The 21,037-nt window shown below is 71.3% G+C and carries 19 protein-coding genes; 13 read left to right on the top strand and 6 right to left on the bottom strand.

Features of this window, described 5'->3' with window-relative positions; genetic code table 11:
• The first annotated feature begins 5 nt into the window (after positions 1-5).
• Both AABA78_RS11370 and AABA78_RS11375 read left to right on the top strand, forming a co-directional pair.
• Entirely contained in the window at positions 6-989 is a 984-nt protein-coding gene (locus tag AABA78_RS11370; protein ID WP_338262979.1) for a HEAT repeat domain-containing protein, read from the top strand.
• 51 nt (positions 990-1,040) lie between these two features.
• Positions 1,041-1,568 carry a hypothetical protein gene (locus tag AABA78_RS11375; RefSeq protein WP_338262980.1) on the top strand — a complete coding sequence of 176 codons (528 nt, stop codon included), beginning with the start codon at positions 1,041-1,043 and terminating at the stop codon, positions 1,566-1,568.
• A 59-nt stretch (positions 1,569-1,627) separates the two neighbouring features.
• Here the strand turns inward: AABA78_RS11375 and AABA78_RS11380 are convergent, their stop codons facing one another.
• Positions 1,628-2,416 carry an endonuclease/exonuclease/phosphatase family protein gene (locus AABA78_RS11380; RefSeq protein ID WP_338262981.1) on the bottom strand — a complete coding sequence of 263 codons (789 nt, stop codon included), beginning with the start codon at positions 2,414-2,416 and terminating at the stop codon, positions 1,628-1,630.
• A gap of 377 nt (positions 2,417-2,793) precedes the next feature.
• Between AABA78_RS11380 and AABA78_RS11385 the strand changes: the two genes are divergently transcribed.
• Entirely contained in the window at positions 2,794-5,976 is a 3,183-nt protein-coding gene (locus AABA78_RS11385) for a beta strand repeat-containing protein (protein WP_338262982.1), read from the top strand.
• 50 nt (positions 5,977-6,026) lie between these two features.
• Here the strand turns inward: AABA78_RS11385 and AABA78_RS11390 are convergent, their stop codons facing one another.
• On the bottom strand, positions 6,027-7,247 hold the full coding sequence (locus tag AABA78_RS11390) for an FAD-dependent monooxygenase (RefSeq protein ID WP_338262983.1): 1,221 nt from the start codon (positions 7,245-7,247) through the stop codon (positions 6,027-6,029).
• Between the two features lie 250 nt (positions 7,248-7,497).
• Here AABA78_RS11390 and AABA78_RS11395 point away from each other — a divergent pair, with 250 nt between their 5' ends.
• The 9 genes from AABA78_RS11395 to AABA78_RS11435 all read left to right on the top strand — a co-directional run bounded on the left by AABA78_RS11395 (position 7,498) and on the right by AABA78_RS11435 (position 17,011).
• Positions 7,498-8,292 carry an SDR family NAD(P)-dependent oxidoreductase gene (locus AABA78_RS11395; protein WP_338262984.1) on the top strand — a complete coding sequence of 265 codons (795 nt, stop codon included), beginning with the start codon at positions 7,498-7,500 and terminating at the stop codon, positions 8,290-8,292.
• A gap of 102 nt (positions 8,293-8,394) precedes the next feature.
• A complete protein-coding gene (locus AABA78_RS11400) occupies positions 8,395-9,843 on the top strand; it encodes a hypothetical protein (RefSeq protein ID WP_338262985.1) in 1,449 nt (482 codons plus the stop codon).
• Between the two features lie 145 nt (positions 9,844-9,988).
• On the top strand, positions 9,989-11,074 hold the full coding sequence (locus AABA78_RS11405; protein ID WP_338262987.1) for a type III polyketide synthase: 1,086 nt from the start codon (positions 9,989-9,991) through the stop codon (positions 11,072-11,074).
• Positions 11,068-11,643: an isoprenylcysteine carboxyl methyltransferase family protein gene (locus AABA78_RS11410; RefSeq protein WP_338262989.1), complete on the top strand. Its 576-nt coding sequence runs from the start codon at positions 11,068-11,070 to the stop codon at positions 11,641-11,643. The genes AABA78_RS11405 and AABA78_RS11410 overlap by 7 nt, the downstream gene beginning before the upstream one ends.
• Positions 11,636-11,911: an acyl carrier protein gene (locus tag AABA78_RS11415; RefSeq protein ID WP_338262990.1), complete on the top strand. Its 276-nt coding sequence runs from the start codon at positions 11,636-11,638 to the stop codon at positions 11,909-11,911. Before AABA78_RS11410 ends, AABA78_RS11415 begins: the two co-directional genes overlap by 8 nt.
• The gene (locus AABA78_RS11420; protein ID WP_338262991.1) at positions 11,908-13,665 is read left to right on the top strand and encodes a fatty acyl-AMP ligase; all 1,758 of its coding nucleotides are present in this window, start codon (positions 11,908-11,910) and stop codon (positions 13,663-13,665) included. Before AABA78_RS11415 ends, AABA78_RS11420 begins: the two co-directional genes overlap by 4 nt.
• A 13-nt stretch (positions 13,666-13,678) precedes the next feature.
• Complete coding sequence (locus AABA78_RS11425; RefSeq protein ID WP_338262992.1) at positions 13,679-14,776, top strand: NAD(P)/FAD-dependent oxidoreductase; 1,098 nt, start codon at positions 13,679-13,681, stop codon at positions 14,774-14,776.
• A gap of 92 nt (positions 14,777-14,868) precedes the next feature.
• Positions 14,869-15,408 (top strand): gamma-glutamylcyclotransferase, encoded by a 540-nt coding sequence (locus AABA78_RS11430; protein ID WP_338262993.1) that lies wholly within the window; start codon positions 14,869-14,871, stop codon positions 15,406-15,408.
• 148 nt (positions 15,409-15,556) lie between these two features.
• A complete protein-coding gene (locus tag AABA78_RS11435) occupies positions 15,557-17,011 on the top strand; it encodes a DNA/RNA non-specific endonuclease (RefSeq protein ID WP_338262994.1) in 1,455 nt (484 codons plus the stop codon).
• Between the two features lie 67 nt (positions 17,012-17,078).
• On the opposite strand, the gene AABA78_RS11440 is transcribed toward AABA78_RS11435, so the two are convergent.
• From AABA78_RS11440 to AABA78_RS11455, 4 genes are all read right to left on the bottom strand, one after another.
• Positions 17,079-17,762, bottom strand: a complete 684-nt coding sequence (locus tag AABA78_RS11440; RefSeq protein WP_338262995.1) for a dihydrofolate reductase family protein — start codon at positions 17,760-17,762, stop codon at positions 17,079-17,081.
• 120 nt (positions 17,763-17,882) lie between these two features.
• Positions 17,883-18,116, bottom strand: coding sequence for a hypothetical protein (locus AABA78_RS11445; RefSeq protein WP_338262996.1), 234 nt, complete (start codon positions 18,114-18,116; stop codon positions 17,883-17,885).
• A gap of 86 nt (positions 18,117-18,202) precedes the next feature.
• Complete coding sequence (locus AABA78_RS11450; RefSeq protein ID WP_338262997.1) at positions 18,203-18,691, bottom strand: hypothetical protein; 489 nt, start codon at positions 18,689-18,691, stop codon at positions 18,203-18,205.
• 24 nt (positions 18,692-18,715) lie between these two features.
• Positions 18,716-19,444, bottom strand: a complete 729-nt coding sequence (locus tag AABA78_RS11455; protein ID WP_338262998.1) for an NIPSNAP family protein — start codon at positions 19,442-19,444, stop codon at positions 18,716-18,718.
• A gap of 91 nt (positions 19,445-19,535) precedes the next feature.
• Between AABA78_RS11455 and pdxR the strand changes: the two genes are divergently transcribed.
• A complete protein-coding gene (pdxR, locus tag AABA78_RS11460) occupies positions 19,536-21,026 on the top strand; it encodes a MocR-like pyridoxine biosynthesis transcription factor PdxR (RefSeq protein ID WP_338262999.1) in 1,491 nt (496 codons plus the stop codon).
• The last annotated feature ends 11 nt before the right edge of the window (positions 21,027-21,037 follow it).

A 21,037-nucleotide genomic window follows, 5' to 3' on the forward strand; every position in this document is an offset into this window, starting at 1 on the left:
TCCGCATGCCCCGCTTCCCCCAAGGTCTTCGCGCGCTCGGTGGCCTGGCGCTGATGCTGGCGTCCTCCCCCGCGTGGTCCACGTCCCCCGCCGCGAAGCCCGCGCTGAAGGGGGAGAGCTGCTCCGTCGAGGGATTGATGGATCAGCTCCGTCAGGGATTGGGCTCCAGCTCCAAGGCCTACCGCGACTACCTGAACGCCGTGCTGCGCGAGGCCGCGGTCTCGCTGCCCTCCGGGGAGCTGCGCGCGGCGTTCGACCGGGAGACCGACCCCGCGATGGTGGAGCAGCTGGCCGCGGCGCTGGTGTCGCGCAGCGAGCGCGAGGCGGAGAAGGACGCCATCCAGGCCGTGGCCCGCCGCGCGCTGGAGGACCGCGACCCGTCCGTCCGCGCCGCCACCGTGCGCGCCATGCGCCGCACCGGCGCCCTGGAGAAGACGGGGGACATGTACGAGCGGCTCATGCGGGACGGCTCGCCGGAGGTCCGCATGGAGGCGGCGACAAACCTCATTGAAGACAACCAGTACGTCTACTCCGGCTACCACGGTCCGGCCACGGACACGGCCGTCAACGCGGCGACGGCGTCCACGGATCCGAAGGTGACGGCGAAGATTCTGGAGTCCCTGGACACGCGCAAGCTGGGGCCGGAGGCGGGGCAGAAGCTGCTCGGGATGCTGGGCCACGAGAGCGCGGACGTGCGGCGTTCGGCGGCGCTCGCGCTGGGCGGTGTGCCGGCGGCGCAGATGGGGCCCGCGCGTGAAGCCCTGGTGGGCATGTACCGGGGAGAGCGGGATGCGGGGGTGCGCAAGGCGCTGGTGCAGGGCATCGCGGAGCTGGGCTTCGCGGACGCCGTGCCGGAGCTGCGCAAGCTGCGGAGCGTGGACCCCGGCATGGCGCCGGAGATCGACGCGTGGATCCGCGCATTGGAATCAGGCGTTCAGGAGTGGGGCCTGCTCCTGAGAGAGAAGCAGCGGCTGCAACAGGTCCGTTGAGCGGCACCCTCACATGGGGCCGGACTCACCGGCCCGAAAGGAACACCCCCGATGCGTCTCATGAAGAAGACGGCCCTCGCGGCCATCCTGGCCCTCGCGATTCCCTCCGTCGCGGCTGCGTACTCGTACACCGTGAAGTCGCCCTTCCCGGGCACGGTGACGGCGACGACGTACTACTCCAGCGGCACGTTCCACGGCGCGGTGGACATCTCCAGCGGCCGTTGCAACTACTGGGGCGTGGAGACGGGCGTGATGGCGTCCCTGTCCTGGAACGTCACCATCCGCACCTCCGGCGTCTACTGCAACGGCACGGGCAGCGGCACGCAGAACGAGGCGAAGCACACGTTCTCCAACGGCAAGACGTTCCGCCTGTGGCACTTCATCAAGACGTCGGACTCGTTTGACCGCACGTGCAACCGCTGCCAGGTCGGCAACGAGGGCGGTACGGGCAACGCCACGGGTCCCCACGTCCACATGCAGTATGACCTGTCCGGCAGCAACCTGACGGGCTGGTACAGCGGCTACACCACCAAGGGTGAGGCCGTGGACCGCTCGGAGACCGTCGGCGTGCTGGAGTAGTCACGCGGTGCCCGCCGGAGGCGGAGTCGTGGGGACTCCGCCTCCCGTGGGGTTGAGCGCTACGGCGCGGGCACCGCGACGGTCGCCTGGACCGGCCGGTGGTCGCTGCCCGTCTGGGCCAGGTGGTGCAGGTTGGCGCTGCTCATGGCGGCCGCGATGTAGAAGCCGTCGATGCGCAGCCCGGAGTCCGGCCCGCGCGGCTTCAGGCCCGTGCGCGCGCCAATCTCGTTCGGGTCGTCATCCACCACCTTGTTCCAGTCCGCGCCCAGCACGAGCATCCGGTCGCTGCGCTTCGCGAACGCCACGACGTTGTCCGCCATGACCGCGTAGGGGCTGCCCGGGCCGTCCTGGCAGCGCTCCGGGGGCATGTGCAGCGACGCGGCGCGGATCCACCGGCCGTTGTTCAGCTGGACGTCCACCCGGGCAATCCACCGGGTCATGATGCCATCACCCTGCGTGCCGCAATTGCTGGCATCCGTGCCCTTCACCAGCACCAGGTCGTCGATGCTCTTCACCGCCGACTTGCGGATGACCACGGCGCTGCCCTGCCGGTCGTCCGACGACGTGTCCTGACGCACCGCCCAGCCGTCCCCCAGGATGTCGCGCAGCCGGACGTTCTTCGCCTCCTGCACGAACACGATGTCCGCCTCCGGCCCGATGACCTGCCAGTCCTGGCGGACCGCGTCCGGGCCCCGGAAGGCCAGGTTCGCCGTCACCACGCGCAGGCTCTCCGAAGCCACCGTCGCCGCCGGCGCGGCGGACTGGACGCTGGCGAGCGCCACGCCAGAGGCGGCCATCACCACGAAGGTTGCAATTCGTTGCATCAACGGCGCGGGACGGGGGCTCATGTTCGTGGCTCCTCTTGAACGGGGAGGCTCCAGCGTCTCCGGGGTTTTCAGTCAGGTCAAGGAAAACACGATTACGTCAGGAATGTTTCCAGTAACTCCTTTCTTCACACAGCCCCGCTGAAGCATACGGACATCCAGCGGCCCGGGCTGAAGCGTTGCCGGCCGGCCGCTGTTCCAACTCAAAGGGAGATTCCCCCATGCGTCTGCCATTCGCAGGTCCGCGAGCCGGTTGGCTCGTGCTCGCGGCATTGATCAGTTGTTCCCCTCCTCCGGTGGAGGAGGGTGGGACGCCCGCGACCTCGCGCGCGGGTCTGACTTCACCGCGGCCGCAATTGCTTGCATCCGCAATCAATGCCCCCTCGGATGGGCTGGCCTATGTGACCCTCACCGTCACGCCGCGCGACGCGAACGGAGATCCGCTGGGGGCGGGACTTCACGTCGAGCTGCTGAGCAGTGACGCGGCCATCACGCTGGGCGGCACGGGGACCTCCGCCTGCACCGTGAACGCGCCGGGCGCGACGTGTCTGACGGCGGTGGACTCCGGTGCGGGGAGCTATGTCGTCACCGCGCGGAGCTCCACGCCGCTGAGCGTGCCCACGACGTTCTCCGCCACCGTCACGGATGGGAGCGGCACCACGACGCTGCCGGACACGGCGGCCGTCACGTTCGACTCCGCGCTGTTCGATGGCGGCGCGGGGTGCACCGCTCCGTGCGGCACCACCGTGACCACGGGCAACGTGACGATCACGTCCGGCCATGCGGGCGGCCGGAACCTCTACATCACCGGAGGCACCGTCACCTTCGACGCCAGCACGGTGGGGCAGACCTTCGGCGACGTCTTCATCACGGGCGGCACGGTGACGCACCTCCAGGCCACCAACGCCGCCATGTTCAAGCTGGACGTGCTCACGGGCTCGTGGAACCTGCTGGGTGGCGCCGTCAACACCACCAACAAGGGCTACGGCATGACCTGCTTCGCCAATGGCTCCTGCAGCGGCAACGGCCTGGTCAGCTTCGGTCCCAATGGCGTGCCTTCGGCGTCGCTCGCGGGCACCAGCAAGCTGTACGGCGCGAGCCACGGCGGCATGGGCTCCGGCAACTACCGGATGAACATCTCGCAGGCCAACAACAACCAGGCGGGCAACGCGGGCACGACCTATGGCGACTACCGCGACCCGAAGTACCCCGGTGCTACCAATGACACCTATTCGGGCTCCCACGGGGGCGGGGTGGTGCGCATCACGTCCGCGGGACCCTGCGTGCTGGCGGGGAGCGCCACCCTCGCCGCGTCTGCTTCGTTCAACGCCGCGGGAGGCTCCATCAACCTCCGGTGCGGAGGCATCATCACCACGGGCTGGACGGGGAGCATCAGCGCGGACGGAGGCCAGGGCGCGGGCAACTCCTCCGTCCCGCTGGGCGCGGGCGGCGGTGGCCGCATCGCGCTGGTCAGCACCGGTGACGCGGCGACGCTGACGGGCGCGGTGAGCTACCCGCCCGTGAATCTCACGGCCCGGGTCCACGCCTTCGGCGGCGCGCCGGCCAACTCCAGCTACGTGGTGGGCGCCGGTGGCGCGGGCACGGTCTACCTGAAGCACAGCGGCCTGACGTACGGCGACCTCGTCATCGCGAACAACTCGCCCGCGCATTACCAGAACGAGGGCACCACCCGGCTCCCCGCGCTGGCCGGCACCGTCACGGCGAACGTCACCGCGGGCGCCACCGCCATCCCCGTCTCCGTCGCGAGCACGATGTTCAACGCGACCTACTACGAGAACGCGGGCGCGCCGCTGAACTACAACCCCGCGCTCACCCAGAACACGACCCCGTCGTCCTCCTCCGTCTACAACGGTGTGTTCGCGGGCGGCTGGCTGCGGCCGGACATCACCGCCGTGGGTGGGGCGCTGCTGGACCCGTCCAACCTGGTGAGCGTCACCACCAACGCGGCGGGCAACCTGACGACGAGCGCCGTGCCCTCCGACGTCGCGGCCGGCGCGTTCTTCCGCAGCGTGGACGTGCTGGACCACCTGGACGTGCTCGGCAACGCGATGCTGGAGACCAACGGCGACATCCTCGTGCTGTCCGGCAACACGACGGGCTCCGGCGCGGCCACGATGACCGTGAACGGCCTGGTGCTCTTCGACACGACGAGCGGCAGGACGGGCCGCATCGAGTACGCGGGCGGCGCGGTGAACGTCGTGCAGGCCACGCAGGCCCTGCCCGCCCTGGGGGGCGGCACGCTCGTCGCGGACAACGTGACCGTGTCCGCGGGCTCCATCACGGTGCCCGCCATCGTCGCGTCCGGTGACGTGACAGTGAGCGGCGGCACGCTGGTCACCAACTCGCTCAAGGCGGCGCGCTACACGCAGACGGCGGGCACCCTGAAGCACTACCTGCCGCTGTTCAGGCTCTCGCCGGCCGTCGCGCAGGTGTCCAGCCTGGACATGACGCTCGCGCAGACCTTCAGCCTCACGGGAGGTGCCGTCGACGTCGCGGGGCTGGGCTACCCGGTGTCGATGGATGCCCAGGGCGCGCCGTCGACCCTCTGGGGCTTTGGCGCGACGGGCCCCGCGAGCGCGGCCAGTCCGGCGGGCGGCTACGGCGCGGGTCACGGTGGCGTCGGTGGCGGATACGCGGCTGGCGCGGTGCGGGGCATGGTCTACGACGACTACCGCGACCCGCGGTATCCGGGCGGCGGCGCGACGACCGTTGGCGGTTCGCCGTCGTACCTGGGCTTCCGGAGCCCCGGCGGCGGTGTCTTCCGGCTCAATGCCGCTGGCGTCTGCACGCTGGGCGGGACCTCCCTCATCAAGGCGGGGGCGGTGACCACGGGCTCCCAGTACGGCGCGGCGGGAGGTTCCATCTCCCTGCGCTGCGGGGGCTTCGACACCACGGGCTGGAACGGCACCCTCACCGCCAATGGGGCGAATGCCTATAACTCCAGCTCGGTCGGCTCCACGCGCGCGGGCGGTGGTGGCCGCATCGCGCTGGTGAGCACGGGGGACGCGTCCAGCTTCGTCGGGGCCGTGAGCTACCCGTACCCCACGACCAGCGCGCAGCTCCAGGCGCGCGGCGGCACCGGCATCAACGCCACGTACACCGACGGCGGCGCGGGCACGGTGTTCCTCAAGCACAGCGGCGTGGCGTACGGCCAGTTGCTCATCAACAACTTCAACCAGACGCACTACGCCACGGGCGGCTACACCCCGTTCGTCTCCGTCGCGGGCACGGTCAGCAGCGCGGCCAACGCCGGTGACACGGCGCTCAGCGTGAACATCACCAGCACGCCGCTCCACAGCTCGGCCGCGTTCAACCAGCTGCTCGCCGGCATGTGGCTGCGGCCTGACACCAGCGTGAACAGCGGCACGCTGCCCGCGGACAACCTGGTCACGGTCAACGGCAACACCTTCGTCAGCACCACGCAGTCGCAGCTGACGACGTCGCCGCTCCTGGCCCCGGTGCCGGCGGGCGCCAGCTTCAAGAGCGCCGACCTCTTCGACGTCTACAACGTCGTGGGCGGCGCCATCACCCAGACGAACGGCGACCTGTACGTCGTTCCGTAGTCCCGTTCCCTCTCGGCCCGCCGCGCGACAGGGGCGGCGGGCCGGGGACGCTAGCCCGGAGGCGGTGCGCGCAAGGCCACGGCGCCGCGTCCCCGGCGCTGCTCGCGCACCCACTGCTTGGAGGCGTGGAGCTGGCGCAGCACGTCCTGCAGCGCGGGCTGCTGGCTGGCCATGAGCAGCAGGTAGCTCCACACGGAGCTGCCCCGGCGGTTCAGCAGGGCGTAGGCGAAGGCCGTCGCGTCCTGGTTCACGTAGCTGGGGACGTTCTCGAACCACTCGGAGCTGCTGCGCGCCGCCAACTGGATGGCCAGCAGGGCGGCTCGGCGCTCCTCGTCATAGGCGTCGAGCGCGGCGGGAAGGTCTTCCGGATGGGCCCGCAGCTGCTGCGCCAGCCCGATGGCGTCCTGGATGGCCAGCTTCGTCCCGGAGCCGATGGAGAAGTGGGTGGTGTGCGCGGCGTCGCCCATGAGCACCATGTTGTCGTGGCACCAGCGCTCGTTGGTGATGCGCTTGAAGTTGAGCCAGGGCGCCTTGCCCATGCCCTTCAGCTGGTTGAACAGCGACTTGCCCTGGAGTCGGCTCTGGAAGATGCCCTCCAGCTTCCGGAGCGTCTCGTCCGGCCCCAGCGTGTCGAAGCCCAGCGCCTTCCAGGTCGTCTCCTGGCACTCGACGATGCAGGTGCTGGTCTCGCTGTTGAAGCGGTAGCCGTGGAACCAGAGCCAGCCGGCGGGCGTCTCCTCGAAGGCGAAGGTGAACGCGTCGAACACCTTGTTGGTGCCCAGCCAGATGTACTTGTTGCGTCCCTCCTCCACGTGCGTCTGGAAGTGACTCACATGGCGCTGGCGCAGCCGGCTGTTGACGCCGTCGCAGGCGACGATGAGGTCCGCGTCCGCCAGCTCGGAAGGGTCCGTGACCTCGCGCTGGAAGCGCACGTCGACGCCCAGGCCCTTCGCCCGCCGGATGAGGATGTCCAGCAGCCGGTCGCGTCCCAGCGCGAACCCGTAGCCGCCGATGTGCGTGGCGTACTGGCCCCGCAGGTGCACCTCCTGCGTGTCCCAGCGTGCCGCGGAGTCCGCGATCCGCCGCGCGCTCACCGGGTCGTTCCGGTAGAGGTCGTCCAGCAGGTCGTCCCAGAACACGACGCCCCAGCCATACGTCACGCCCGCGGGGTTGCGTTCAACGACAGTGACGTCGTGCTTGGGATTGGACAGCTTCGCCAGGATTGAGAAATAGAGCCCCGCGGGGCCTCCGCCAACACAGACCATCTTCATCGCACCCCTCCTGAGCGAACGGCCCGGATGCTACCGGCCCGCTCCAAACGGGGACGCTGGCCAGAAGCGCTGTCTGTCGTTGCTGGCAGGACAGAAGAGGGGAGGTGGGGCTTCAGCGGCTCCGCCCTGGACGAGCCATTGTCCGAAACCATCGAATGCGGGTTTGCACCGCATGGCCATTGTCTCGGAGGCTCACGGCGCGCATATCCACGGCCTGAGCCGTTCTCCTCTCTTCTCTCAGGGACGCCCCATGCGCATCGAACTCACTGGAAGGATTGCTCTCGTCACCGGCTCCACGGCCGGCATCGGCCTGGCCACGGCGAAGGGGCTGGCGGCGGCGGGCGCCACGGTCATCGTCAACGGCCGCACACAGGCGGCGGTGGACCGGGCCATCGCGGCGGTGCGCGAAGCGGCCCCGGGGGCCACGGTGCGGGGCTTCGCGGGCGACCTGAGCACGGCGGAGGCTTGCGCGGCGCTCGTCGCGGCGCACCCCCACTGCGACATCCTCATCAACAACCTGGGCATCTTCGAGCCGAAGGACTTCTTCGACGTGTCCGACGACGACTGGCGCCACTTCTTCGAGGCGAACGTCCTGTCCGGCGTGCGGCTGTCGCGCGCGTACCTGCCCGGGATGCGGAAGCAGGGCTGGGGCCGCGTCGTGTTCGTCTCCTCCGAGTCCGCGCTGAACATCCCGACGGAGATGATCCACTACGGCGTCACCAAGACGGCGCAGCTGTCCGTCGCGCGAGGACTGGCCAAGCGCATGGCGGGCACGGGCGTCACGGTCAACTCCGTGCTGCCGGGCCCCACCCTCTCCGAGGGCGTCCGCGGGATGCTCCGCGAGGAGCAGGAGAAGTCGGGCCGGTCCTTCGAGGACCTGGGCGTGGACTTCATCAAGGCGAACCGGCCCAGCTCCATCCTCCGCCGCCCGTCCAGTGTGGAGGAGGTGGCGAACATGATTGTCTACGTCGCGTCGCCCCAGGCCTCCGCCACCACCGGCGCCGCGCTGCGGGTGGATGGCGGCGTGGTGGACTCCATCGCCTGACGCGTCGGGGGAAAACGTCCCCCCTTGCGACCTGGCCGCCGCTGTCCGAGCGTATACGGTGGCGGGTCTTCCGGGCCGGGGAAGCCCTTCAAGGGTGGGGAGATGACGGACAAGATTGGAAGCCGGGGGCGGACCTGGCTGCCGCGTCGCAATGCGTTGCTGCTGTTCGCCCTGGCCTCGGTGCTCGCGCTGGGCACCGCCTGTCCCAGCAACAATCCCTCTCCACCGGATGGTGGCACGAAGGACGCCGGAAGCGTGCCGGACGCGAGCGTTGCCTGCGCGCCGCCCGAGGACGCGGGGGCGCCGTGGGCCAGCCGTTGCGCGTCCCCGGTGGCTGACGTGTGCGCCTCGCTGGTGCTGCCGGAGGCGGGCCCGGTTCCCACCGCGGACCGTTGGTGCGAGGACTCCGCGCAGCGGCTGTGCGCGGCTGGCGTGGACGGCGGCACGGTGGAGCCCACGGCCGAGGCCGGGTGCGTCGAGCGGGAGCGGGTGAATTGCGAGGCCCGCTTCCCGCGCTCGCGTCGCGATGCAGGGTCGCTCACGTACTGGCCGGAGGCGGCGTCCGCGTGTCTCACGGGAGCCGCGGGCCCGTCCTCCACGGCATGCGGCTGTGCCTTCGTGGGCAGCGCTCCGGGTGGGGCCTGCGGCGCGGATGCCCATTGCCGCACGGGCTACTGCCTGAAGGACGAAAGCGATGCGGGCGTCTGCGTCGCGTGTCCCGACAAGCGCCCCGTGGGGAGCGCCTGCGGCCAGCCGGGAGATGCGCCGTGTGACGGCCATGGCTACTGCTCGCAGGGGTGCTGCGTGCCAAGGCCCAACGCAGGGGAGGCCTGCAGGATTGGCCTCATCGAGCCCAAGCCGTGTGACACGGCGACGTCGTTCGAGTGCCATACGGCCATCGAGGACATGTCGGGCAACGGCACCTGCAAGGCGTACAGGATGTTGGGCGAGACGTGCGGGCAAAACCCCAAGTGCACCCTGATGCCCGAGATTCTCTGCCGGATAGGTCCGTGTGAGTCCGGCCTGACGTGCACGGCCGTCAGCCCGGACGCCTCCGTTCCCCGGGAGTGTCACCCCGACGGCGTGCGGTGCGGCGCCGACCGCCAGGGCTGCGGCCCCGACCAGGTCTGCACCGGCCCCAACGGCCTCTGCATCGAGCCCGCCTCGCTCATCGAAGGGGAGGCCTGTGGCGGCCCCGGCCAGTGCGCGGAAGGCCTGCTGTGCGACAAGGCGGACGCGGGCACCGGCACCTCCGGGGTGTGCATCGCCGCGGCCCCGGGCGAGTGCCGCTACGACGTGGAGTGCCCTTGGGCCCAGCGGTGCACCGACGGGCACTGCACCGAGGGCAAGGCCCTGGGAGCGGCCTGTGCCAGTCCCCGGGATTGCGCGAACTACCTCATCTGCGCGAGGGGAGAGGACGCAGGCACCTGCGCCCGCGAGCCGCGCCTGGGCGAGCGCTGCCTCTTCACCGGACCGGATGGGGGTACTCCCTATTGGGCCTACTCCTGCATCGAGGGGCGCTGCGACAGCGCGACGGGGCGCTGCCAGTAGCCCGCTCCGGGCGTCGCGTGTGCAACAGTGTGCCCCGCCCCGGAGGTTCAGGGGCGGGCAGGTCCAGCGATACACCGTCGCATCCGGCCGTGCAGGGGGTTAATCCTGTGACCCGGCTCCCTGAGTGGGAACCCTCCAGGACCTCATGCCCAGCACGACCCGTCACGACCCCGCGCCATCCCCTTCGTTGAGCGCGGTAGGACGCGCGCTCCCCCCACACTACGCCAGCCAGGAGCAGCTCATCGCGGCGCTGCGCGACCTGTGGGCGACGAAGCACTTCAACCTGGAGCGGTTGGAGGACCTGCACCGCAACGTGCAGGTGGGCGGCCGGCACCTGGCGCTGCCGTTGGAGGAGTACCCGGCGCTCGCGACGTTCCAGCAGCGCAACGACGCGTGGATCCGCGTGGCCACGGAGCTGTCGGAGAAGGTGGCGCGTGAGGCCCTGGCGCGCGCGGGCCTCACCCCAAAGGACGTGGACCACGTCTTCTTCGTCACGGTGACGGGCATCGCCACGCCCAGCGTGGACGCGCGGCTGGTCAACCGGATGGGCCTGCGCGACGACGTGAAGCGCACGCCCATCTTCGGCCTGGGCTGCGTGGCGGGCGCGGCGGGGCTCGCTCGCGCGGCGGACTACCTGCGCGCGTTCCCGAAGCAGACGGCGCTGCTCATCGCCACGGAGCTGTGCTCGCTCACGCTCCAGCGCGAGGACCTGTCCATCCCCAACATCATCGCCTCCGGCCTCTTCGGTGACGGCGCGGCGTGCGTGGTGCTGCGGGGCGCGGAGGCAAGGGCCACGGGCCCGCGTGTGGTGGGCTCGCGGTCGGTGTTCTACCCGGACACCGAGCGGGTGATGGGCTGGGACGTCGTGGACACGGGCTTCAAGGTCGTGCTGTCCGCGAAGGTGCCGCAGCTGGTGAAGGAGCACATCCGGGGCAACGTGGACGGCTTCCTCGCGGAGCACGGGCTCACGCGCAAGGACGTGCGGCACTGGGTGGCGCACACCGGCGGCCCCAAGGTGCTGGAGGGCTTCGAGTCCGCGCTGGAGCTGGAGCCCGGGGCGCTGGAGCGCTCGTGGAGGTCGCTCAAGCAGGTGGGCAACCTGTCCAGCGCGTCGGTGCTCTTCGTGCTGGGTGAGACGCTGGAGGAGGCGGGCGCGAAGCCAGGGGACTGGGGCGTGGTGATGGCCATGGGCCCCGGCTTCTGCGCGGAGATGGTGCTGGTGCGATGGTGACCGGCACGCAGGCGTTGTTCGCGGGCTTCATGGGGCTGCTGGTCGCGGAGCGGCTGCTGGAACTGGTGCTGTCCAAGCGCAACGCGGCGCGGGCCTTCGCGCGGGGCGGGGTGGAGACGGGCCAGGGGCACTACCGGTTCATGGTGGTGTTCCACACGCTGTTCCTCGTGGCGTGCGTCGTGGAGGTGTTCGGCTTGCAGCGGCCCTTCTGGGGCGCGTGGAGCTGGGCGGCGCTCGTGGGCGCGGGGGTGGCGCAGGGCTTGAGGTACTGGGCCATCGGGACGCTGGGCGACCGGTGGAACTCGCGCATCATCGTGGTGCCGGGGCTGGCGCCGGTGACGGGCGGGCCGTACCGGTTCCTGCGGCATCCGAACTACGTGGCGGTGGTGCTGGAGCTGTTGTGCGTGCCGCTCATCCACGGGGCGTGGGTGACGGCGCTCGTGTTCACGGTGGGAAACGCGGCGCTGCTCTTTGTGCGCATCCGCGCGGAGGAGGCGGCGCTCGGGGCGGTGTACTCCGAGGCCTTCGCCCACCGTCCCCGCTTCATTCCGGAGGTTCGCCGTGGCTGACATCGAGACGGAGGCGGTGGCGGAGATCCGCCGCATCGCCCGCGAGGAGCTGGAGTTCGAGGGCGCGGTGGAGCCCGCGCACGACCTCTTGCGCGACCTGCACCTGGACAGCCTGGGGCTGACGGTGCTGGCGGTGGGGCTGGAGAACCGCTTCCGGGTGCTGCTGTCGGAGGAGGACGCGCAGGGCGTGCGCACGGTGGAGGACCTGGCGCGGCTGGTGGCGGCGCGGGTCGCGGCGGCGAAGCCGGATGTGGGAGCGCACCCGTGAAGGGGCCGCCCCTGCCGGCGCTGAAGCACGCCACGGTGAACGCGATGCTGAAGGCGACGTCGCGCACGTCGCTGGGGCTGGTGTTCGTGGACGCCGCCGAGCGCGAGACGTCCCTGCCGTGGGCGCAGGTGTACCAGCGGGCGAAGCGTGCGGCGGGAGGGCTGGCGCGGCTGGGCGTGCGTCCGGGGGACCGTGTGGCGCTGCTGTTGCCCACGTCGCCCGCGTTCATGGATGCGTACTTCGGCGCGCTGCTGGCGGGCGCGGTGCCGGTGCCGCTGTATCCGCCGGTGCGGCTGGGACGGCTGGACGAGTACCACCGCTCCACGGCGCGCATGCTCCAGCTGACGGGCGCGGTGGCGGTGCTGACGGACACGCGCGTGCGGCTCTTGCTGGGGCCGAGCATGGCGCTGGCGCGTCCCCGGCTGGGCTGTCACACGGTGGACGCGGTGATGCACGGCGACGAGGACCTGGAGGTGGAGGTGTCCCCCGACGCGCTGGGGCTCATCCAGTTCTCCTCCGGCTCCACGGTGGAGCCGAAGCCGGTGGCGCTGACGCACGGGGCGCTGGTGGCGCAGGTGGCGGCGCTGGAGGCGGCGATGCCGGTGTCCGCGGGCGTGATGCCGGTGGGCGTGAGCTGGCTGCCGCTGTACCACGACATGGGGCTCATCGGCTGTGTGCTCGCGGCGCTGTACTACCCGGGCAGCCTGGTGCTGATTCCGCCGGAGACGTTCCTGGTGAAGCCGGCGCTGTGGCTGCGCGCGCTGTCGCGGCACCGGGGCTTCGTGTCGCCCGCGCCGAACTTCGCGTACGGGCTGTGCTTGAAGCGGGTGAAGGACGCGGACATGCAGGGCGTGGACCTGTCCGGGTGGCTGCACGCGCTCAACGGCGCGGAGCCGGTGAGCGCGGACACGCTGCGCCGCTTCGCGGAGCGGTTCGAGCGGTGGGGGTTCTCCGCGAGGGCGCTGCGGCCGGTGTACGGCCTGTCGGAGGCGTCGCTGGCGGTGACGTTCCCGCCGGGGGGCCGGGGTCCTCGCGAGCTGGGCGTGGATCCGGACGTGCTGGCGCGTGAGGGACAGGCGCGTGAAGGGTTGCGGACGCTGGTGAGCGTGGGCGCGCCGGTCGCGGGCTTCGAGGTGCAGGTGCGCGGCGAGGACGGCGCGGTGTTGCCGGAGCGCCGGGTGGGGCGCGTGTTCGCGAAGGGGCCGTCGGTGATGCGCGGCTACTTCGAGGACGCGGAGGCGACGGCGCGAGCGCTGGTGGACGAGGGCTGGCTGGACACGGGAGACCTGGGCTTCAGCGCGGACGGGGAGCTGTACCTGACGGGCCGCGCGAAGGACCTGGTCATCATCCGGGGCGCGAACCACGCGCCGCAGGCCTTCGAGGAACCCCTGGGCAAGGTGGACGGCGTGCGCACGGGCTGCGCGGTGGCGCTGGGCTTCACGCCCGAAGGCAGCGAGGACGAAGCGCTGCTGATCCTCGCCGAGCGCGCGGAGCGGGGCGCGGACGTGGCGTCGGTGGAGGCGGACATCCGCGCTGCGGTGGTGGAGGCGACGGGAGTGCAGCCGCACACGGTGCGCCTCTTGGAGCCGGGGACGCTGCCGCGCACGTCCAGCGGCAAGCTGCGCCGGAGTGAAGCGCTGCGACGCTACCTGGCCGGAGAGCTGACCGCGCCGAAGAAGGTGGGCGCGGTGGGGCTCGCGGTGGAGATGGCGAAGAGCGCGCTGGCGATGGTGCGCGCGGAGCACGACTCGTGATGGATCAGGGCGCGTGAAACGCCATGATGTAGTCGTGGTGGGCGGAGGCCCGGCGGGGCTCGCGGTGGCCATCACGGCGGCCCGGCGTGGGCTGGACACGGTGGTCTTGGAGCGTGCGTCCACGCCCGTGGACAAGGCCTGCGGTGAAGGGCTGATGCCTTCGGGCCTCGCGGCATTGGAGCGGCTCGGAGCGCTCGCGCACCTGGACATGCGCGACAGTTCCCCCTTCGTGGGCATCCGCTACGTGCAGGAGGACGGCAGCACGGCGGAAGGAAAGCTGCCCGCGCCCGGTGGGCTGGGGGTGCGCAGGCTGGCCCTGTCCCATGCGCTGGCTTCGCGCGCGCGCGAAGTGGGCGTGGACCTGCGCGAGAACGTGCACGTCGTGGCGCACGTGCGCACGCCGGACGGCGTGACGCTGGAGACGCCCACGGGGCCGGTGTCCGCGCGGTTCCTCGTCGCGGCGGACGGCTTGAACTCACCGCTGCGCCGGGCCGAGGGCCTGGACGTGGAGCGGGACGTGCCCCGGCGCTACGGCCTGCGGCGCCACTTCCGGCGCGTGCCCTGGACACCCTACGTGGAGGTGCACTTCGCCTCCGGCGTCGAGGCGTACGTGACGCCCGCGGGGGCGGAGCGCGTGGGCATCGCGTTCCTCTGGGAGGATGGCACCGTGGAGGGCCGCGTGGGCTTCGACGCGCTGCTGGAGCGCTTCCCCCGGCTGGCGGAGCAGCTCACCGGCGCGGAGCCGGACTCGCAGCCGCGAGGCGCCGGCCCCCTGGCCCGCGTGGTCCGCACTCGCATCGCGGATCGCTTCGCCCTCGTCGGCGACGCCGCGGGCTACGTGGACGCAGTGACGGGCGAAGGTCTCACCCTGGCCTTCGCCTGCGCGGAGTCCCTGGGCGCGCTGCTCCCGGATGCCCTGGCGAAGGGCGCTGGCCGCGACACGTTGTTGCCCTACGAGCGCACCTTCCAGCAGGTGTTCCGAAAGTACGCCTGGACCACGCAAGGCCTGCTGATGCTCGCGCGCCGCCCGCGCCTGCGAAGGCCCGTGGTGCGGCTGCTGGGCCGCGCCCCCTGGCTCTTCGAGCGCATCCTCGCCGCCGTGGTGAGCTGATCCGGAAAGCCCGGAGCCACCCGGAAGCCGCACGCGGATCCGCACGGCCTGGCCCTTGTCCCACCGCCGCGCGCCGGGGACACTCCGTCCCCATGGCACCTGGCCCCGCGGCTTCGCGTCCCTGGTTCGCGTTCTCCCTCGACCTGGCCCCGGCCGCGGCGAGTCGGCACCTGCACGGCCTGCCCCCCGTGCCCGACTTCCCCGAGGGCGAGCTCGCCGAGGCCCTGGACGTGGACGTCGTCTACGACGTGCACGTGCCCAACTGGGGCGGCCGGGTCGCACGCCTCGTGGAGGCTCCCGGACACCGGCTGTCCGGGCGCCTGCGCCCCATCCCCGCCGAGTCCTGGCCCGCCCTGGCCCGCCTGGAGACCGCGCTCGCCCTGGCCACCGAGGAGCTCCCCGTGAAGGTGCGCACCGCCTCCGGCGCCGTGGTGGACGCCCACGCCTTCACCCCCGCCGCCCGCAACACCTCCACGCAGGGGCCCGTCAGCGAAGCCTTCCTGATCACCCTCGCCGTCGCCGCCGAGCGCGCCCGCCTGCCTGCCGCCGTCGTCGAAAAACTCCAGGCCGAGGCCCGCATCGTCCACGCCGTCCAGCACGCCCCGGTCGCGTCCAAGTCCGGCATTAAGTGACAGCCGGGTCGGACCGGACCGAAAAACGCCCTGGCGCCTGAGAAAAAGGGCGGTGTGACGCAACCGGGCGCCGCGTCGCACCGACGATGGAGGGGAAGGGCCCTCTCTTCCGACCGTCTCCCCCGCCGGCCCCGAGGACGTTCACCGCATGTCGCTGCGAATCCCGACCGGAGTCTCCACTCCGCGCCCCACGCCCGCGATTGCCCCCGCCGCCGCGCCCGCGAACACCGCGGTGCCCGCCGGGGCGGACCTCCCCGCCAGCGCGCCCGCCGCCAACGTCGTGGCGCCCACGGGTGGAAGCTGGAAGCGCTCCGCCACCAAGGAGGTGGCCATCTCCGACCTCCAGCAGAAGTTCGGCTGGCCGGATGAGAGCTGGCAGGGGCGTCTGCTCCACGCGGCGGACGAGGGCGCCGACGGAGGCCGCGCGCAGAACGGCCAGGTGTCCGCGGCGGAGCTGGAGGCGTACCTCTCCGCGCCCACGGACGCGCAGTTCCTCACGTCCACGGCGCTCCAGCAGCAGCGCGCGGCGCTCGACGCGAAGCTCGCCGGGGGCGCGCAGTCCGCCAAGGTGGACAGCTTCGAGAGCCCCTGGCAGCAGTCCGTGGCGAAGCGCGCGGACCTGCTGGGCGGCAACGGCGACGGGCAGCTCTCCGCGGACGAGCTGACGGCCTACATCAACGCGTCCAAGGCGAACCAGGCCAAGGGCACGGGCACCGCCGCGAACACGCAGTGGGTGCCAGACCAGCAGATGGCCGCCTTCCAGAGCCGCGTGGCGGAGGTCGCGGGGGAGGCGGATCCGCTCCAGGCCGTGGGCGCTGGCGGCGCGACGCCCGGGCTGAGCATGGTGAAGGAGTACTCGCGCACGCTGCTGGACACGGACAAGAACGTGCCCACGTTCGTGAGCTACCTGTTGTCCGCGGCGGACGTGAAGGAGACGCCCGCGGACGTCAGCCGGCTGGAGAGCACCTTCGTGCGCGACCCGGAGCTGAAGCAGGGCGGCGTGGTGGACTCCGACTACAACAACACCGGCTTCGACCGGGGACACATGAAGGCGGCCGAGGACTCGCCCACGCAGGCGGCGATGAACGAGAGCCACTACATGAGCAACATCGCGCCCCAGTACGGCAACCACAACCAGCAGATCTGGCGCACGCTGGAGCGCGGCGTGTCCGAGCTGGTGAAGGAGACCGGCGGCAAGGCCTACATCGTCACGGGCAACCTGTTCCTGGACGACAAGGGCAAGCCGCTGCCGCCCGAGTCCCTCCAGACGACGGGCTCGAAGGACGACCGGCGCATCGCGGTCCCCACGCACAACTTCAAGACGGTGTTGCTGGAGCTGCCCAACGGCAACCTGTCGATGTTCGCGTACATGGTGCCGAACTTGAAGGACGGCCCGTCCAAGAAGGAGGACATCCTCCCGCTGCTCCAGGAGTCGCGCGTGCCGGTGGACCAGCTGGAAGGGCTGCTGGGCCAGGACCTCTACGCGCAGCTGCCCAAGAGCGTGCAGGACAAGCTGGAGAAGGACACGTCCGCCGCGGGCGTCTTCCAGCAGCAGAGCCTCTACGAGGCCGCGACGCTGCTGCGCGCCCCGCCTTCCGCCTGAGCGTTCTGTCGGAGGCCGCGCACGTGAGCGGCCTCCTGCGCGCCCGGGCGCGTGCAGCCGGCCGGGCTCAGCGGCGCACGCGGTACCGGAGCCACACGATGCCGGAGTCCCGGCGCTCCACGTGGGTGAGCTCCAGCGCGGCGCCCATGCCGGTGGAGCCCTGGGGCCGGTCGAACAGGGTCGGCGTGCCGGGCAGGCCATCCGCGGTGGGGTGCACGAGGAGGCTCACCTCGTCGATGAGGCCCGCGGCGAGGAAGGAGCCGTTGATGCCGCCGCCGCCCTCCAGCAACACGGTCTTGATGCCGAAGGTGCTCCCGAGCGTCTCCAGCACGCGGGCGAAGTCGATGTCCTGCTTGCCGCCGAAGACGTAGGAGACGCCGCGCTCGCGCAGGTGGGCGAGGTGCGCGTCGGGGACGGACTCGGTGAGCACGACGACGAGAGGGTCGTCGTCGATGGCGCCGGACTCCCAGTTGAGCTTGCCGTGGGCATCCAGGGCGATGGCGTAGGACTCGGCGTCCTTGCGAGCGACGAAGTCCGTGCGGGGCAGGGGGGCCGCGGGGGGCGGCTTGGGCACGTCCCCTTCCGCGGCGAAGTCCTCCATGGTGATGCGGCCGCACATCCACGCGTCCGCGTCGAAGGTGTCGGCGGTGCGCTCGTATTCACCGCGCATCGACTGGGGGTCGGGCCAGTGCTTGACGACGATGCGCCCGTCGATGGACGAGAGCATGTGGCAGATGACGTGGGGCTTCATCGGGCGGCTCCGGAGCACGGCCCGCCTTCAGGTGGCGGGCGGCGGAGCGCGGATGCTTCCCGAGGCGCCACGGCCTGTCGAACCGGATCCGCGCCGGTCCGTTCACAATCCCGCGAGCCGTTACTGCGTCGCGCCGGGAGCGTCGGAGGCCTCGGCGGTGGAGGCCTCCTTCGACGGAGCGGACTCCTCGGCCTTCGGCGTCTTGAGGGGCTCGGACTTCGTCTCGCCGATCCGAACGACCACCGGCTGTGAGGTGGAGTTACCGCCGAACCGGGTCCCCGGAGGTGAGGTGAGGCCCACATAGGAGCAGCCGACCAGGACGAACAGTGGAACGGCGGCGAGCAGACGGCGCATGAGACGGGACCCCCGGGACAGGGTGGACTGCGCGCGCATTCAACCGGACGCGTGGGTGAGAGGTCCAGGGCCGGAGGTGGGAGCCTTCAGCCGGTGGCCGCCACTCGGGTGAACTCCATCACCCAGTTGGTCTCCCAGGTCTCTCCGTCGAGCGAGAAGGACTGTTCCCACCGCGCCTTGTCGTTGCCCTGACGGGTCCAGTGGAACACGACCTGGACCGGGCGGCCTCCCTCGGTGTCCTCGCCGTAGAAGCGGCCGTGGTCGCCCGTGAAGCCTCCGTGCACCGGCGGCTGGAGCACCGCGTGACGGCTGTCGATCCAGTGGATGGACCAGCGGCGTTCGCGCACGTCGAACAGGCGCAGCGCCATGCCGGAGAAGCCTCGCTCGAAGACGGTCTCCTCGACGTTGGACAGGCCTCCCAGGTGGGGCTGGCAGCGCATCCTCGATGTGAACACGTCCCAGTCGTCACTGCCCGCCAGCCGTTGCTTGAGCCGCCGGTTCATGCACGTCCACTCGCCCATGAGGAAGTCGAAGTCGTGCACGTCGCCCGTGGGGAGTGGGGGAAGGGGCTTCATGGAACAGGTCCTTTCTGGGGACGGTCAGCGCAGCTCGGACCGTGCGGTGGGGGACAGCGTCAGGTGTTCGAGCGACGCGCTCAGCCACGGCTGGAGCGGCTCCGCCCAGGCCTTCGAAGCGGCTCGGCGTCGAAGGTGCTCGCGGTGATGCCCGGCATCCGGGAACACGGTGAGCCAGGCGAAGACATGTTCACCCCTTCGCACGGGCAGGGCAGGGAAGGTGTTCTCCGCGGACTCGGTCTGGAACAGGGCTCGGGGCGTGGCGCCCAGCTCTTCGAGTACAGGACGCACGTGCTGCTTGAAGGAGGCCGTGAGGGCCTCATCGGCCGGGGCCTTCAGGTAGCAGAGCGTCACTTCGACCCGGGAGTCGGGCCGAGCGACCGCACCGGGGGGTGGCCGAGGCGTACCAGGATGCACGAGCCCCGCGTCCGGCCGCACGGGCCGCAGGAGCAGGACGTTGTCGGAGTCCACCATCGTCGCGTTCGCCGCGTTCCGGTGCTCCTTCCACACCGGGCCGCCGTAGAACGCGCTCAGGGCGTCGCGTCGTGACGCCATGTCGCGGAAGCCTCGCAGCCACACGAACCGGTCCGGCCGGTCCTCGTCGCGGAACTGACCGATGAGGTGCATCCCGGCGGCCTCCTGCGACTCGACGAACGCCCGTTCAAAGAGCGAGAGGAGGGCCTCACGCTGACCGGGATGCAGCGTGTACTGGCGCAATTCGAGGACCGAGCAGCAGGCGGACGGGGACGGCATGCGGCCTTCCGGGGTGCGGGTGCGGAGGCCATCCTTGGCAGGGAACTGGTAGGGTCATGAAGACCACTTTCGCCAGAATCGGCCATACCAGTTGAAGACCTCTCCCGGCGTCGCGTCCTCGCTCCTCCTGCGGCTCGATTCACGCAGCCCCACGCCGCTTCACGAGCAGATCTTCGAAGGCATCCGCGCGCGCATCCTCGCGGGGGCGCTGGCGCCGGGACTGCGGATTCCCTCCTCCCGCCAGTTCGCGGCCGAGTTGGACGTGGCCCGCAGCACCGTCCTCCAGGCACTGGATGCGCTGACGGCGGAGGGCTACCTCGTGACCCGTGCGGGCTCCTGCACGCGCGTCGCGCCCGAGCTGCCCAATCCCTCCGAAGACCGGAGCCGGAGCGCCATGCCCCGTGCCCCGCGAGGGCCGCGGCTTGCCGCATCCGCTCGGACGCTGAAGCCCGCGCCCGTCGGTGCTCCGCGTCTGGGCTCGGCGCCTCGCGCCTTCAGGCCCGGTGTGCCCGCGCTCGACCTGTTCCCGACCGCGCTCTGGGCCCGCACGGTGTCTCGCGTCCATGCTCGCGCGAGCACGGGCCTGCTCGACGGTGGCGACCCTTCCGGCCATGCGCCGTTGCGCGAAGCCATCGCCACCCATGTGTCTTCGTCACGTGGCGTGCGCTGCGTGCCAGCGCAGGTCTTCGTCACGGCGGGCACCCAGCAGGCCTTCGATGAAATCCTCCGGCTCGCGCTCGACCCGGGGGACTCCGTCTGGGTGGAGGACCCCGGCTATCCCGGTGCCCGTCGTGCCGTGCTCGCCGCGGGAGGTCGCCCCGTGCCCGTCCCCGTGGACGCGGAGGGGCTCGACGTGGGCGCGGGCATCGCTCGTGCGCCCAGGGCCCGCGTCGCGCTGGTGGCGCCTTCGCACCAGTATCCGCTGGGCGCCACGCTGAGCCTGGCGCGACGGATGTCGCTGCTTGAGTGGGCGGAGCGCACCCGTTCGCTGATCATCGAGGACGACTACGACAGCGAGTTCCGCCACCGGGGCCGTCCCCTCACCGCGCTCCAGGGGCTCGATGACGCCGGCTGCGTCGTCTACGTGGGCACGTTCAGCAAGTCGATGTTCCCCGGCCTGCGCCTGGGCTTCTTCATCGCGCCGCCCTCGCTGGTGGATGCCTTCTCCGCCGCCCGCGCCGCCGCGTCCGCGCCGGCCTCCACGCTGGAGCAGGCCGCGCTCGCCGCGTTCCTCGCGGAGGGCCACTTCGCCCGCCACCTGCGCCGCATGCGCGCGGCCTACCGTGAGCGCGGTGAAGCCCTGCTCGACGCCCTGCGCGCCGACTGCTCCGGCGTCCTCACGCCCCGGTCCTGTGACACCGGCATGCAGGTGTGCGCGTCGCTCGCGGCGCCGCTGTCCGACCTGCGCGTCCGCGACGAAGCCGCCCGGAAGGGCGTGGAGGTCGCCGCCCTGTCGGACTACTTCCTCGGCCGGCGCAGGGAGTCCGGCCTCGTCTTCGGCTTCGGTGGCGTGCGGCCGGATGCCCTCCGCGCGGGGACGCGCACCCTGGCCCGGGTGCTGGAAGCCGCGCACCGCCACTGACATCCCTTCGC

The organism is Corallococcus caeni (genome assembly GCF_036245865.1).
GTDB lineage: Bacteria > Myxococcota > Myxococcia > Myxococcales > Myxococcaceae > Corallococcus > Corallococcus caeni.